The organism is Parabacteroides sp. (assembly GCF_977054455.1).
The window spans coordinates 1-15,946 of sequence record NZ_CDRTCT010000010.1 but is presented as its reverse complement, the minus strand read 5'-3'; the positions used below and the strand labels follow the sequence as shown (position 1 = coordinate 15,946).

Annotated in this window: 6 protein-coding genes and 1 pseudogene; 4 read left to right on the top strand and 3 right to left on the bottom strand. The window is 49.2% G+C overall.

Annotation, left to right across the window (positions count from 1 at the left end; all coding sequences use genetic code 11):
• Positions 1-10: 10 nt before the first annotated feature.
• Positions 11-2,320: an ABC transporter permease gene (locus ACW6QF_RS06440; RefSeq protein WP_456087200.1), complete on the bottom strand. Its 2,310-nt coding sequence runs from the start codon at positions 2,318-2,320 to the stop codon at positions 11-13.
• A gap of 277 nt (positions 2,321-2,597) precedes the next feature.
• On the opposite strand from ACW6QF_RS06440, the gene ACW6QF_RS06435 reads away from it, so the two are divergent.
• Both ACW6QF_RS06435 and ACW6QF_RS06430 read left to right on the top strand, forming a co-directional pair.
• Positions 2,598-4,229 carry a glycoside hydrolase family protein gene (locus ACW6QF_RS06435; RefSeq protein ID WP_456087199.1) on the top strand — a complete coding sequence of 544 codons (1,632 nt, stop codon included), beginning with the start codon at positions 2,598-2,600 and terminating at the stop codon, positions 4,227-4,229.
• A 12-nt stretch (positions 4,230-4,241) separates the two neighbouring features.
• On the top strand, positions 4,242-6,383 hold the full coding sequence (locus tag ACW6QF_RS06430) for an alpha-L-fucosidase (protein ID WP_456087198.1): 2,142 nt from the start codon (positions 4,242-4,244) through the stop codon (positions 6,381-6,383).
• 295 nt (positions 6,384-6,678) lie between these two features.
• Here ACW6QF_RS06430 and ACW6QF_RS06425 read toward each other — a convergent pair whose 3' ends face one another.
• Entirely contained in the window at positions 6,679-9,006 is a 2,328-nt protein-coding gene (locus tag ACW6QF_RS06425; protein ID WP_456087197.1) for a glycosyl hydrolase family 95 catalytic domain-containing protein, read from the bottom strand.
• A 356-nt stretch (positions 9,007-9,362) separates the two neighbouring features.
• Between ACW6QF_RS06425 and ACW6QF_RS06420 the strand changes: the two are divergent.
• Together ACW6QF_RS06420 and ACW6QF_RS06415 are read left to right on the top strand one after the other, a co-directional pair.
• A pseudogene (locus tag ACW6QF_RS06420) lies at positions 9,363-9,679 on the top strand (KilA-N domain-containing protein); the annotation flags it as partial.
• A 706-nt stretch (positions 9,680-10,385) separates the two neighbouring features.
• Positions 10,386-13,451 (top strand): DUF6383 domain-containing protein, encoded by a 3,066-nt coding sequence (locus ACW6QF_RS06415; protein ID WP_456087196.1) that lies wholly within the window; start codon positions 10,386-10,388, stop codon positions 13,449-13,451.
• Positions 13,452-13,697: 246 nt separating this feature from the next.
• Here the strand turns inward: ACW6QF_RS06415 and ACW6QF_RS06410 are convergent, their stop codons facing one another.
• Complete coding sequence (locus ACW6QF_RS06410; protein ID WP_456087195.1) at positions 13,698-15,818, bottom strand: glycoside hydrolase family 2 TIM barrel-domain containing protein; 2,121 nt, start codon at positions 15,816-15,818, stop codon at positions 13,698-13,700.
• Positions 15,819-15,946: the final 128 nt, after the last annotated feature.

Here is a 15,946-nt window from a genome sequence, read left to right as displayed (position 1 = left end):
GGGATCGTTTTTATTCCTTCTTCAGAATACTTGCCGGATTCAGGTGCATTACTTTATAAATCTTGTATGCCGTAACCAGAAAGATCAAAAGAGCCATCGTGAAGAACAACAAGATTCCCCAATTCCAACTATAGATGCTTTTCAAACTGCTTTTTTGAGCGATCCCTATCAACACCAATCGTACTAACGGATAGATAATGACGAAGACAGAAAGGTAAATAATCAGATAGATTTTGCCGAACAACAGGGCAATCACTTTCGGGGTAGCTCCGTTTATTTTTCGGATGGCCACTTCCTTTTGCCGATTTACCACATCCATGGAGATTCCGGAATAAATGCTCAATATCAACAAAAGCATACTGACTATCGCCAACAACAGGGATGCCGTTTTCAAGAGTGCCACAGTTCCCATAACGGACTGTTTGGAATCACCCATATTACGGATGTCAAGAGGCAACGTCTCAGGTACATAACGCCGGCAGATCTCCGTTATTTTTTTCAGGGCGACCGGAGTAATATCCGGATGGGAGGTCTTGAAATAATAAGTGTAGGCTTGCGGGTTAACTAAAAAGACAGAACCGACTTCCCTGTTCAGAGCGCCCTCCTTGTTCAGTGCACGGTAAGTCCCGGCAATCCGGTATTCTTCGCCATCCAACGTGACACTACCTTCTATACTATCCCTCTGCAATTGTTCTTTAAACCGTTCGCTTACATAAACAAAACCTCGGGCATCCTTATCCACCAATTTTCCGGAGAACGGGATCTTGAAGAACTCAAAATAGTGGGGTTCTGCCTGGACCATCAGCACATTTCCTCTCGGATTTCCGTTTTTCATGTAGGTCATGTAGGTATAAACATCGGCATCGAAGGTATTAAAAGCGGATATCCGGTCGGTTATCTCCGGCAAGGACTGGATATCCGAAAGAATGGCATCCATATTGTTCTGCATGCGTATGGTATTGATCGATATCGAAATAACCTGGTTCTCTTCTTCCGCGCTCAAAGGATGGTACATTCCTCCAAACATCTCATCGAACAAAAGCGTTATGCCGAATACACCGCCTGTGAAAAAGAGGGAGATCGCCAATTGCAAAGCGATCATGAAATTGCGAAACACATGCCGCTTCTGTCTCTGCACGATCGAATGGAGGGCACTCAACCGGCGTAACCGATAGATAGGATAGAGAATGGCGAGCATACAGATCAACAACAAAACGAGATACAAACCTAACTGCGAACCATATAGATCTACCAAGGAGAATGAGATCATGTCGTCCGGAGGGATGTACGTATATGCCAAAGAGAGGATGATTTCCGTCACGACCAATGACAGAAAGAAAGCGACGGATAGCATCCAGAAGATTTCGGCGAAAAGCAGGGCAAACAATCCTTTGATGTCCGAACCGATACATTTGCGAAGCACCAGTTCGCGTTGCCGGTTATAGAACATCTGGATAATGAACTTCAGGAAATTGATCAAACCCGACAACAAAATCAGCGAAGCTATGAACCGGGAGAGCAGAATACTTATCGTTCTTTGGACACTGCCATTCCGTTCCGACTCCAAAAAAGCATATAAACAGATATCCTGGTCTCCATGCTTCCAAGTCATGTTCTTTAACTGTTCGTTCAGGTTCTCCGCCGTAGTTGGTCCGGTGAGGCGTGATCTGATACTGAGTGGCGTACGGGACTGCATGGACAGAGGAAAATAACAATCGATTGCTTTTCCACGGTAGTCCTTCTCTTCTGTCAAAGCGACATTGACCACTTTATACACTTTGATGAAATCAGACGGACTGTTAGCCTCTGTCTCCTGACGGATAACCTGGCCTATCGGATCTTCTTTTCCAAAGGCTTTCCGGGCAAACGATTGGGAGACGATCACCTCGTCGGGAGCTGTTACTTCTTGATTGCCATACTTCAATTTCAACGAATTATAGGCGAAATAATTAGAGGATACATTTTTGAACGACACCAGAAACGGCAGTTCCCGTTGTTCTTTATCAATCGCCGTAATTTCTTTTCTATCGCTATAGGAGGAAGAAGCCACAAGGGCATCCATGCCCGCTATCGGCAACCCCTTCAGATAATCAAAATCCTCCTTAAACAAATAGATATCAGCGGCTGTCTGGGGAGATGTCCCCACCAACTGGATATGGCTATCATCGGACAATTTAATATTACCGGATACGGCATCAATAAAATAATTCATCATACTGAAGCAGGTGATGCCTATCGCCAAACAAATAGCCGAAATAAGACTATGAACTTTGAAGTTCATCAAATTGCGTAATGCAACTTTCAAGTAATGCTTAATCATGGTTCTATTCCTGTTTTTCCCATTATGTTGCAAGAATCATGCCATATTGCTAAATATCTATTATATAATACGATATAGACCCATACGTTCCCCTATCATCGTGCGAACACGCACAAAGGCAGTTCACTATCGCACAATTGCACCCGGCTCTCCCCCTGGATATCAAATTGAAGTTTCCATGAAAAACCGGAGTCCATTTACCGATATATAGAATAGTCTTCCGTATATTTGCCTTGCAACAAGCGTCGTGAGGCAAACATTTATATACCTGAACAAGATGAACACACACAAACTACACCTGCTGCTCGCAGCAACCTGTCTGGTTCCCCTGTCACTGACCGCCCAGATTACGGAAAGGGAACGCCCCGCCGATTGGGACCGTCTCATAACAGGCGGACGCTATATGGACCGTTTCGAAGCCATGCCCGAAGGTACGCTCTCCGGAGACACGTGGGGAGCGGACAGTGTACGCCCCCGCTATATCGACAACGGCATCGAACGTCCCGATATCTCCTTCTGGGGAGGCAATATCCTGCAAACGCCGGACCGGAAATACCACCTGTTCGTATGCGGATGGCCGGAAAGCGCTCCCAAAGGGCATATGGAATGGCCCAACTCCACCGTTTACCATGCGACCGGCGACCGGTTGCACGGGCCTTTCGTCCTCCAGGACACGATCGGGAAAGGACATAACCCGGAGGCTTTCGTCCTCAACGACGGCCGGGTCGTCGTATATGTCATCGACGGGTATTACATAGCGGACAATGTCAACGGCCCCTGGCAATACGGAAAGTTCACGTTCGATCCCCGCGACCGGAAGATCATCGAGGGACTGAGCAACCTCAGCTTTGCCAAAAGGCAGGATGGCTCTTACCTGACGGTTTGCCGCGGAGGAGGCATCTGGATCAGCAAAGACGGCATCGCCCCTTACGAGCAGATCACGGACAAGCGGGTCTATCCGCCTGTCAAAGGAGAGTTCGAGGACCCGGTCATCTGGCGGGATTCCCTGCAATACCACCTGATCGTGAATGACTGGCTGGGACGTATCGCCTTCTACCAACGCTCCAAAGACGGCATCCACTGGGTGACGGAACAAGGAGAAGCCTATGTGCCCGGCATCTCCTTCCACCGGGACGGGCATGTCGAGCATTGGTTCAAATACGAACGCCCTAAAGTCTTCCAGGACAAACAGGGACGTGTAGAGCAGATGAACTTTGCCGTCATCGATACCGTCAAATGGGACGATCATGGCAATGACAACCACAGTTCGAAGAATATCTGTATCCCGATGAACAAGGGGATGCTATTATCCGTCCTGAACCGAACGCCGATAACGGCCTCCACTGAAACCATCCGGGTCAAGGTCCTGGCGGAAGAAGGCTTCGACCCGCTCCGGGAGATCGATGTGCCGTCCCTGCGGTTCGGCTCCTACAACGAAGTGAACTTCGGCAGAGGGTGTAAAGTGGTCAAAACCGAAGCATCCGGAAAAGACCTTATCCTGACATTCGACGGTAAGGGAAGCGGCATCACACCGGATGAATTCGCTCCGAAGATGATCGGAAAGGATAAAAACGGAAAATTGTTGTTCGGATATGCGAACCTGCCTTATGTCGATTACAAGCCGGCTCTATTGTCCTGCCGACGTCCCGTTTACCGGGAAGGCCGGAACGAAGTCGAACTGGAAGTCCAGAACTTCGGACTATCGGTATCGGGAGAAATGACAGTCGAAATCAAGCAGGCCGGGGCAGGAATGGGCCGTCATACGGTCAAGCCCCTGCAACCGTATGAAAAAGCAAGCCTCACCTTTACCCCTGAAAAGGGGAAATGGACGGATAAGGCGGATTACCAGGTAGTCTTCCTCCGGGATGGGCAAATAGTAGAAACAAACAATTTCAATATCTCCAAATAATCATTTATAAACATGAGACACACCTTTATCCTCCTGCTCGGAGCCATGCTCTCCCTACAAGGGCAAGCTCAGGACAAGCAGATGCCATTTCAAAACACGATCAAGGTCGAAGCAGGCGACAGCCACGCGGACATCATCGCGAAAGCCGCCCATGTCGTGCCTTCGCCCAACCAGTTGGCAGCATTGCAAAACGAGTTTATCGCCTTCATCCATTTCGGGCCGAACAGTTTCACCCGCCTGGAATGGGGAAGCGGAAAGGAAGACCCGAAAGTCTTCGACCTGAAAGAACTCGACACGGACCAGTGGTGCGAGGCCATGAAAGCGGCCGGCATGAAGATGGTGATCCTGACGGTCAAGCATCATGACGGGTTTGTCCTGTGGCAAAGCCGCTACACGAAACACGGCATCATGTCCACCGGTTTCCGCGACGGCAAAGGCGACATCCTGAAAGACCTGTCCGAATCCTGCCGCAAGTACGGATTGAAGTTAGGTATTTATCTGTCACCGGCAGACCTGTACCATATCGAAAACCCGGAAGGGTTGTACGGCAACCTCAGCCCATACACCAAACGGACCATCCCGCGCGAAGTCCCCGGACGGCCTTTTGCCAACAAGACCCGTTTCGAATTCGTGGTGGACGACTACAACGAGTACTTCCTGAACCAGCTCTTCGAAATCCTGACCGAATACGGCCCGATCCACGAGGTATGGTTCGACGGGGCACACCCCAAGCGGAAAGGCGGACAGACCTACAACTACCCCGCCTGGAAGAAACTGATCAAGGCGCTTGCTCCCAACGCCGTCATATTCGGACGGGAAGATGTCCGCTGGTGCGGTAACGAAGCCGGCGCCACACGGTCGACCGAATGGAACGTGATCCCCTACCAGGCAAATCCGGACACGATGTCGAACTTTGCCGATATGACGGACAAAGACCTCGGAAGCCGTGAACAGCTCTATAAAGCCCGCTACCTGCATTACCAGCAGGCCGAAACCAACACTTCCATCCGCGAAGGCTGGTTCTACCGGGACGACACGCACCAGAAGGTACGAAGCACCGACGATGTGTTCGACATCTATGAACGCGCCGTCGGAGGCAACTCCACCTTCCTGTTGAACATCCCGCCCAACCGGGACGGCAAATTCTCTCCGACGGATGTAGCCGTATTGAAGGAAACCGGCCAGCGAATCCGGGAAACCTACGGGACCGACCTGTTCCGTCAGGCAGAAGGCCCGAAAGAGGTGCTCGACCAAAATGCAGACACCTACCTGATGGCCGATAAGGACGGGACGGGAATCGTCATCTCCACTCCCCGACCCGTCACCCTCAACCGCCTGGTTCTCCAGGAAGCGATTGCCGCCAACGGGGAACGGGTGGAGAAACACGCCGTGGACGCCTGGATCGACGGAGGATGGAAAGAGATCGCCCATGCCACCAACATCGGCTACAAGCGAATCCTGCGCTTCCCGGATGTCACGACGGACAAGATCCGGGTCCGCATACTCGAATCCCGCCTGACACCCGCGATCAGTACCATCTCCGCCCATCACTACAAAGCCCGTCCGCCCCGGTTGAGCGCACAGAGAAGCATGGACGGACTGGTTACCATCGAACCGATGGCACAGGAATTCGGCTGGAAAGCGCATGGCGAGAACATTGCCGAGAACCTGAACGCGGGTTTCAAGATCTACTATACGACAGACGGAACGGAACCATCGGCAAGTTCTACCGAATATAAAGCTCCTTTCCAGATGGGAAACAGCGAACTGAAAGCGGTAGCCATCCTGAACGGAGAAAAGGGAGCCACCTTGCAGGAACGGTTCGGGCTGGTCAAGAAAGGATGGAAGATAGCCGGCAAGACCCCGGATTACGTTGCCATCGACCTCGGCAACGAACAAACAATAAGCGGCTTTGCCTACACGCCCCAAAAGCAGGGCGGAAAAGGGACAGTCGCCGGTATCATCCGGATCAGCGACGACGGGAAGAACTGGAAAGAGGTGGAACGCTTCGAATTCGGCAACCTGATCAACGATCCGTCCAAACGCTACCATCATTTCAAGAAAGCAGTAAAAGCCCGTTACGTAAAAGTGGAGGCAGCGGAAATCGCCGCCCGTACGGAGGCTGCCGCTCTTGCTGGAATAGACCTGTTCTGATCTATACTCTTAAAGCTAAAAAATATACCTTCTATCCCGTCCGGCTGCACCCTATAAGGTGGCTCCAGACAGGATAGAGGGTATTTTTTTAGCATGCACGCTTTCTCAAAAGGGTGAAGGTGTGTCGAAACAAAATCCTGTTTACAATAGATATAATTTAGGCACGGATTCACGGATCACACAGAAAGAAAATAAATTTATCCGTGTAAATCCGTGAAATCCGTGCCTAAAAAATCGTCATTGCTTCCGAAAAGCGGGTATTTCCTTTATCCAAAGAGAGCACAAAGGTTTTAACTCACCTATCATCTTCCTTCGAATCGATCACAACCCGATGCGGATAATTATATTGTACTGTTACAGTTTTACCTTTCTCTGTTTCCAGGATCAGGATGCCTTCCTTCTCCTGCTTTTCTCCCTTGTTGCCTGTTACGGAAGCGACTTTGCACCCTTCGGGAATGGCCAGGCGCAACGTCCCGCCCTGTTCGGGCAGGATACGGACTTGACGAACCTGCCCCGCCACCTTTTCGGCCGAGACAAGGAAAGCCCCCATCGCACGCAGTTTGTCAAAGGAGACATCCTGCCAAGCAGCCGGAACAGCCGGGAATACCCGGATAACGCCCGTATGGCTTTGGAGCAACATCTCTTGTATGCCGGCAGCAAAGGCGAAGTTGCCTTCGAGGGTAAACGGACGGTAGGTGAATCGGGACTTGCCGCTCTTCGTCTGGTCGCCGTTCGCATGGAACGTATTCGGGAGGCAGAAGCATTCGGCAAAGGTGCGGAGCGCATCGGCAGCCCCTTCCCCGTCGAAGGCACGGGCTTTCATGTTACCGAACCAGCTATAGGAATAGCCGCACCAGTAATCGGGGCCGAAGTCCTGCAGTTTCTTCAAGGTCGCCTTTATGATCTCCTGAGATTTCCCGCCTTGGCTCCAATCGACGAGACCGAGCGGGTGGATCGACATGGCGTGGGAGAAATGGCGGTGCGACTGGTTGTAGGGAAAACCTTTTGCAAAGGCCAAAGCCCCATCCTCATCCAGACTCAGATCGGGCAACTGAGCACCGATCGCTTTCCAGTGGGCCGCCTCGTCCGCCAGCTCCAATTCGGCGGCCAGCTCGGAAGCGGCGTTGAACGCGAAGTACATCAGGGAAAGGTCATAATTCGTCATATCCTTGAACCATGCATCGATCGAGTTATCGAATATCTCCGGACTGGAACTCAGCGGCAGCCAGCGCACTCCGTCCTCATCGGCCGTGGAGATCTGTTCGAGATAAGTCGCCACGTCCTTCAGGAACGGGTAGGCCCGCTCTTTCAGGAAAACACGGTCTGCCGAATACTTCCAATGCAGGTAGAAATGCTGCCCCAGCCACGCACCGACCGTCGGCGACATGGAATACTGCACCCAGCCTCCCATCGGCTCGCCGGTCAGGGTACAGACGCCGGGGACATTCATCCCGTCTGTTCCGAAATACTCGCGGGTATATTTCTTATATACGTCACGCTGGCTCCACAACGTATTCAGGTAGCCCATCCCTTCCTGCAAATGGTTGCCGGCATAGGCGGGCCAATAGCTCAACTGTGTGTTCAGGTCATGATGGTAGTCTCCTTTCCAGGGCGGCAACATCCCGTTATCGGCCGTCCATACCGCCTGGAGGGAGATCGGATAAGAGTCCTCGCGGGCAGCCGACCCGAACTTGTACATCTCGTTGTCGTACTGTTTCTGCAGGAGCGTATCCGGCAGCGAGACGGACGACTGTGCCCAAAATCCTTTCCAGAAGTCCATATGCGTGCGGTAGTCCGCCTCCACGCCGCGCTCCATCGCCTCTGCCGTTTCCCGATCCGCGCGGTCGGCGGACGAAGAAGAGGTCAGGCTCCATACGCCGCTGAGCGTGCCGCCTTTCTGCTGCCAACGGACGACCACATCGTACGAAAAGCCTCCCCACCCTTCCTGATGGAAAGTGGTCGTGCCGGATTCCTTCCGTATCGTCCCCTGTTTATATCCGAGGCGTCCCAAGGCCGGGCCGGCATGCGAGTTGTCGCCTGCGACCTCATCCGGATCGCTGTATCGGGGTGCTATGATTTCCGGCGAAACCGTATCCGGCAGGTTCTCGAAGACAAACCATCCGACCGGTTCGCCGGCATGCACGAACGTCTTCAGCTTCGTCCCGTTCTCCCAGACCACCTCACAGAGGGCATTAGTAAGAAAAAGATGTACGGAAGCGACCTTCCCGATCTTCAACGGAAATTCCAAAGCCGCCCCCGGAATCTTGGAGGGGGCAGGCAAAGCGTTATAAGGGTGGTCGTATTTCTTCTGCACCGGCAGATAGTCGCCTTTCCTCACCTGCTCGCATACCCAGGCAAAGCGGTTGTTCCCGCCGGCAATGCTATCCGACGGGCGCAAGTCCCAGAGATCCGTCCGGTCCAGCGAAAGGCGCAGCACCGAATCGCGTTGCCAGACCAATGTTCCTACTGTGGCATTTCCTAACGGGACACCTTCGTCCCAAGTCGTGGCCAAGTGATCAAACTGCAGGTCACTGCTTGCCGGTGTGACAGGCAGTGGTTCCTTTTCGCAACAGGCAGCCAACAGGCATGCGCTTATGCAGGTTATCCAAAATTTCTTTTTCATCCGTACGAAATCGATATTATTCTTCAATTACCATGCAAAGGTACGATTAAAAGGTCTCTTTAACCGTATCTTTGTACCTTTCAGCAGGATTTAGTTCCATCGCCCCTTTACTTCCGTGGAGTTTCCCGCAAAGGGAACTCCCGTTTCCAGCCCAGGGAACTCTCGTTTCCTATGCAGGAAATTTGCGTTCCCCGCGCAGGGAATTTTCGTTTCCTACGCAAGGAAACTCTAATTGGTTGGTTATCAATGTCCATAAATAGACTGTCCTGAGATCCGTTTTTTACTTCATTCGAAGTATATCAGGTACTTGTATTTTAGATTTTCATCAGTTAGATTTAGCCAATTGAATCTTTGTAAATTGTACCGAATTCGGTACAATTAAAAATGCGGCAGGAAGCAACAATTTTGTGCTTTCGGTGAAAACGTGGATAGAACGGACCAGTGCAATTGACATTCGTTCTAAGGCTGGTCGCTACGGTGGTACGTATGCACATCGGGATATAGCATATCATTTTGGTATGTGGGTTTGTCGAATATGGAGAATCTAAATGCTGTGTTTATCGAACAGAATATGACACAAAGGGAACGTCTTGTTAAGCTAAACCAAATAGCTATCCATCAAATGAGCATATTGGAAAGTGGTGATAATCAAAATCGTAAGCTGTTGAAATAAAGACTTATGAAAGACAATAAGACTTCGCATAACTCACTCTTTTTTTGTTACAAAATTAGATTACAGTGAGGTAGTAACTGAACTCTTGCGTTATGTGACTTTTACACGGCTTCGGATAGCTTTATGCCAACCCAAAAGAAAAGCGTAACGAACGCTATTCCAACTCCTGAATCCAAATCTTCAGGCTGTCATCACCTGCCTTCTGTACCTTTCTTTTATCCTCAAACCTAAAGGATATGTTGCCTAAAGGGTAGTGTTTTGTCCTGTAACCCATATATTTTGGAAAATTACGAGTATTTTTTCTTGTTGATTCGGAAAAGCTATTTACCTTTGCAACGATTCCGTAGTGGGCAGCGGCTCACGGAGTGCGGGATCGTTTACATATTGTAAGCATTTTACGAAGATTATTCCAACTCAAAAATCTGGTAAATTTTTAGCTAAACGGGATAATGGACAGTAAATGCTTGCGCTTACACGTATAATGTCTGCCGTTTCTGATCGGTGGTTTGTTATATCGTATAAGCGCGGGCTGTTGTTCTATTATTGTTTAGCGGGCTTACCAGAGCCTTTGAGTTAGTAATAGACAGCAAGCCCGCGTTTTTTTATGCCCGTTCATAATCATTCGCGGGGAGTTGCTTCTCCCCTTCGTGAAATTAGTTGTTGGATTTTTATACACTATTTTATTAACAATTAATTTTTAATGATTATGAACAAGAGATTTTCTACTCTTTTGGCTGCCGCTCTGGTAGCCGGTGGTTTGTCTTCGACGGTGATGGCAGCAGCCGATACAACACCGGACAAGGACAAGTATTATCGTTTGGAAGATGGGTCGTCTAACGTTTTAGGTGTTGATGCTCTGAAAACCGATAGTTTAGTTTTAGCAACAAAAACTACTTCATTAGATGATCGTTTCTTTTGGACAATAACAAAAGAAAATACAGCTACAGCGACTGATGTTTACAAATTGGTAAATAAGGAAACAAAAGCTGTCTTATCTTTGGCTATCCCGGGTAAAACAACTGAAACAGGCAAAACCGGAAATGTTGCTGCAGCCCTTATCAAAGCGAATGGTGTTTTGAATCAATGGGTAAACAGTTCTGCTGCTGCTTGGGGAAGCGCGGGAAAATTTACGGCTTATAAAGATGGTAAAGAGTATGGTTTGGTTACTGCTACTTTGTGGGGAGATAAAGCAGATATTGTCTCTGTTGCAGAATTGGATGGTAGTGGTGCTGTTGTTTCTGGAGGTGATGCTGCAACAGCCACTCTATTGCAGTTGAAACTTGTTGACGACAACTCTCCTGTAGTAATGACCACTGAAGACCTGAACGCAAAGAAAAACAAAAAAGGTTTCGACCTGACGTTTACTCCGAATTCGGATGATAACATCTTTACGGGAAAGACTTTGCAGGCGTTGTCGGTAAAAGCGACTAATACGGTGACTTATACAAGAGATAATGCTAATAATGGAACTACTGCAAATTTAACTATTGCCACAACGACCACTGGTGATATCGCTTTCGATGCCACTGATGACGCAAACCAGATGTTCTTCCTGGCAACCGGTAAGACAGTTAAGAACGGTGCAAAACAGACTGTGAAATATTTCGCAGTTGTCGATACTGCTTATATCGCAGGTACTACTCAGTTTGCATTTACTGAAGATACAATTGGTATCTCAGCAAATGGTCTTTCATTAGTTCCGGCAAAGGGTCGTGACCTCGCTTCTTATATGTTCTCTGTTAGCTATAACTATTCTAAAGGCAATGTAGATATCTATCCTGTTGCTGTACCGACTGCTCCTGGAGATGATGAATATTGGGGCGATGTTGAAAAGAAAGGTACTTATGCTGCAAATATTTCCTCTGCAAATGATGATTTAGATGTAACGACTGCCACAGACGGATACCTGGCATTCATCAACGTATTGAAAGATGCAAAAGCATTGACATTGGGTGATAAGGCTACAGTTGAAGCATTGGAAGCCTACAAGAACATGTCCATCACTTTCGGTTCTTCTACCGCAGTTAAGAACCTTGATACAAAGGTTGCTTATTTCGTAAAAGAAATGGATGAAGACAACAAGGCTACAGATAACTATTGGGTTGCCGGTGACGCTAAATCGGCTTCTGCCTCTGCTTATGTTCCTTCAACACAGTGGAATCTGGTTTCTAATGGCGGCACTTCTTACAAGTTGGTTAACCGCGAAAGTGGAAAAGAACTGACTGGCGCTAATGGGACAGCTTATGACGTGGATGCTGCCAATGGAGTATATATGATCGGTTCTAAGACTGTTACTTTGGTTAAATGTCCGGAAGCTACTGGCAACTATGTCGGTTATAAGAAATTCACTGCTTCCCAGGTTGACAATCTGACATTTGCTATTCAGGTTCAGGCTTTGAGCAATGATCCTGTCTATCTGACGACAAAAGACTCTGCTATCGTTGCAACAGTTGATGCTGACAAGAAAGTAATGTTCCGCCTGAAACCGAATAAAGAAATGAAGTTTGGTGACGCTGAGAATGACTCTCTGAAACGTACTTCTTATATGTTGTTGAGTGCCGACAAGAAATCTTATCTGGCTTATGACAAGGCATTGAATTCTTATAAGATGACTTCTGTAGCATGGGAAAATGCGAATGCAACAGATGCAACAAAAGTGCTGACTACTTCAGAAACGGATACTGCATTTGTTTACTTCCAGGCTGTAGGCAAAGACAAATATTCTTTGGTTATGGAAAAGATCTATACGCCGATTGCAAAAGTGACTGCAGGTTCTGGTATTACTATCGAGGGTGCTTATGGCACAAAGTTTACTATTGCTCAAAATACAGAAGCCGGTGTTCGCACGCAGAGCGGTTTGTATGACCAGAAAGTATCTGTAAACATCACCGACGGCGCTGTTAGTCAGACTGCATACAACAACGCAGCTGCCAACACTGTCTTTATGATCGAAGACGGTACTCCTGATTACGACAAGACAATCCAGAAACCGGCTCACCAGACTATCACGCTGTCAACAGACAACGCAATGGCTCTGACAATCACATCAGACAACTTTGCCGCCCTGAAACGCGTAGGTCAGGAACTGAAAGCTGATTACACGATCGATAACCTGAAGATGTATGTCGACACAGCAACGATGGCTGACGTAAACAAACCGTTGTATTACATCGCTACAGGCCAGAATATCTCTGACGACTGCAAGGCTAAGGGTGAAATGAACTATCTGGTATCTTTCGAAGATTCTGTAAAGATTGACGGTTATACAAGTGAGACGCTTCCTCGCGTAGGATTCCTGGAAGGTGTTGTTGAAGCCGATACAATCACATTGTTCAACGGACATGCTATTGCTGACAAAGACACTGTTGTCATCAAGAAGAATCATAGAAACATTGCCAACTGGGCATTCACTGCTAACGAAAACGGTTCCATCTCTCTGGAAAACCAGAAATCAAACAAATTCATTGCCGTTCGTAATGATGTATTGGTAATGGTTCCGAGCATCAATGAAGCTGCTCAGTTCAATATGGCTGCAACAGAAGCTCCTACCGCCAACGAAGGCGTAGCAGTATCTGAAGTAGCGGTTATCGCAGGCGAAGGTCAGGTAACCATCGCTAACGCTGCCGGCAAGAAGGTGGTTATCAGCAACATCTTAGGCCAGGTAGTAGCCAACACGGTTCTGACTTCCGACAACGCTGCAATCGCTGCTCCGGCAGGTGTGGTAGTAGTAGCTGTCGAAGGCGAAGCTGCTATTAAGGCAATCGTAAAATAAAGGAAGATATTTATAATCAAATAATTCTAAAATGTTTGGCCGCGTGCCGTGAAAACGGCAATTACCCTGCGACAGGCGAACAGGCGGTCGGATTTAATATTAATAATACTAAAGTATATTGAATTGAAAAGTTCAATGTAGCCGGTAGCCCTGTGAAGGACGAAAGCATACAGAAAACAAGCCCCGGAGGTGATCGACATCTCCGGGGCTTCGTTGTTTTAAAGACTGAATTTTAATACATCCTTTTCATCGAAGGATGTATTGATTTAATAATTGCTTAATGGCTTCACCAGACCGGGTTTCAGTGCTATGGATCTTGCCGTAATCGAACAGAGCATCGAGTTCGTACGGCTGCAAGGACACTGCCGGGTCGAAGCGGTCGGAGGCCATATATTCCAGAAGGCTCTGCCGGAACTGGGCTGCTGCCGGGCGTTTGTCCAAATCGTTTTGCAGGTCGGCGCCACAAACCAACAGTTTGCCTTTTCCGACACGGGCTTCGTAGAGCATTCCGAGTTTGCGGTTCGTAAACCAGTCGTCGACGATATGGACGATCGGGCGGAAATCCTTCGGATAATCATCCAAGATCATGGCATCGCAACGGTTCATCAGATCCCACCATTGGTAATCGCTTACTCCCTCATTCGGGAAAGCGGCCAATGCCGGATGTTTCGGATCACAGCAGACACCCAGCGTATGCGGAGCCTGCCCACGGGTCCAAGCCGTATTCCAGAAGATGCTGGAGAAGCCGACGGCTATGTCGCCTCCCTTTTCAGGCGGGACGGTTCCGTAGGTCAGCAGCAGGACGGATTCCCCTTTATCCAGTTTATCCTGCGCCGTACGGTCCAGGCGTGTCGTGATATACGGGAGATTATCGACCGTCTTTTTCACTGCCGGATAGACCCAGATGTTCCACTGATTCCGTATATCCGTGTCCCCAATTTGGACAGAGACAAGAAGTTGGGAAGGTTCCTTGATCTCAGAAAGGTCGTAGCCAATCGTTCCGGCCGGTAAGCAATTGCCGAGGGGCAGCTCACGCGTGAAAGAACCTTCCTTCAAGACCTGTTTGTCCGCAGTCGAAACCGTCCAGCGGATCGTTGTTTCGGGAAGCGGCTTCTCGCCGAAGTGGGCTATTTCGAGCGGGACTTCCAGTTTCTCATTATTCAACCAGACCATTTTCGGGAAACGGGCCAGCGGAACAGTGCTGTTGCAGAACGTGCGGTATTCCTCACCCGTCACATACCCTTTATCGTCCCAGAAGGGGTCGAGCACACCTACCAGCGCCGTCCCCTGTCCGGGAAAATCGTGCAGGTCAAGCAGTTGAAATCCGGCAAAACCCGGCGTACGGAGAGCGGCTTCGATATCCGCCTTATAGCAGAGGGTCTGCAGACGCCCGGAAGCATAAAGGAATTTCTCTCCCATATCTTCCATGCCTTTATCGGCTAAAGTCTCCTTGAATATTTCCAGGTTTTTGGCTTTCAGCACGCCTGTATATTTCTCTATTTCCTTGAAGTTGGGGTAGACGCACCACTGCCCGATTTCGTGGCTGACGGTCGGCATGTTTGTCCGGATCTTGCCGGCAAAATCGTAATCCGTCCGGGGAGCCTCGCGGTTGATAATGCTGTTGATACCGGCCCCCCAAGCCTGTATGCGCGGGTCGGGAGTGTTCCAGTAGTCGGCATTCTCGACATACGGCCATCCGGCGGCACTGGAGTAGACACGGCGGGGATCTTTCTTCTTCCAATGATCGACCAGGCCGGAAAGATAGCGCACCTGGTCCGCCCCACCGGGTTCATTGCCGTAGACCATCATGCAGAAGGAAGGATGGTTGCCGTATTCTTCGAGGATGCGATCGCTCTCTTCCTTCAACCACCGGTCCTGCGGTTTGCCGCTCCCGACTTCCGCCCATCCGCCGCATTCCACTTGCAGGTAGATTCCCATACTGTCGGCCACATGGAAAGCGGCTTCCGGAGGACACCAGGAGTGGAAACGGACATGATTCAAGCCGTACTCCTTGCAGGTACGGTAGATCTTCGCCCAATAATCATTTTGCATGGCAGGATATCCTGTCAGCGGGAATATGCAGCATTCGAGCGTACCGCGTAGGAAGACGGGCTGCCCGTTGACCTCGAAACGCGTACCGTTTGCCTTGAACTCACGGAAACCGAAATCGCAAGTCTTTCTGTCAACCCCATCCGGCGACTGCAACAAGACATTCATCCTGTAGACATTCGGGGTATGCTCGGACCAGGTTTTTATCTCTTCTCCCATCTCTACAGTCGCTTCGATACAGTTATCCGAGTTTTTCGCATCGACTTCCACCTGTACAAATTCACCGACAGGTTTTCCAGAAGCGGTTTCCGCCTGCAAGGAATGTAGATAATAACTGAAAAGTACTCCACTTAGTAATTGAAAAGTATACCACTAAGTGCGTCTGATTAGACGGTTCAAATATAGTTATTTTTCATTGGATTTCAACATTTTTTGTGTTTCTTTCA

Bases quoted from the DNA above. Each gene is read 5' to 3' on its own strand.
- ACW6QF_RS06440 (WP_456087200.1), bottom strand. From the start codon at position 2,320: ATGATTAAGCATTACTTGAAAGTTGCATTACGCAATTTGATGAACTTC.
- ACW6QF_RS06435 (WP_456087199.1), top strand. From the start codon at position 2,598: ATGAACACACACAAACTACACCTGCTGCTCGCAGCAACCTGTCTGGTT.
- ACW6QF_RS06430 (WP_456087198.1), top strand. From the start codon at position 4,242: ATGAGACACACCTTTATCCTCCTGCTCGGAGCCATGCTCTCCCTACAA.
- ACW6QF_RS06425 (WP_456087197.1), bottom strand. From the start codon at position 9,006: ATGAAAAAGAAATTTTGGATAACCTGCATAAGCGCATGCCTGTTGGCT.
- ACW6QF_RS06415 (WP_456087196.1), top strand. From the start codon at position 10,386: ATGAACAAGAGATTTTCTACTCTTTTGGCTGCCGCTCTGGTAGCCGGT.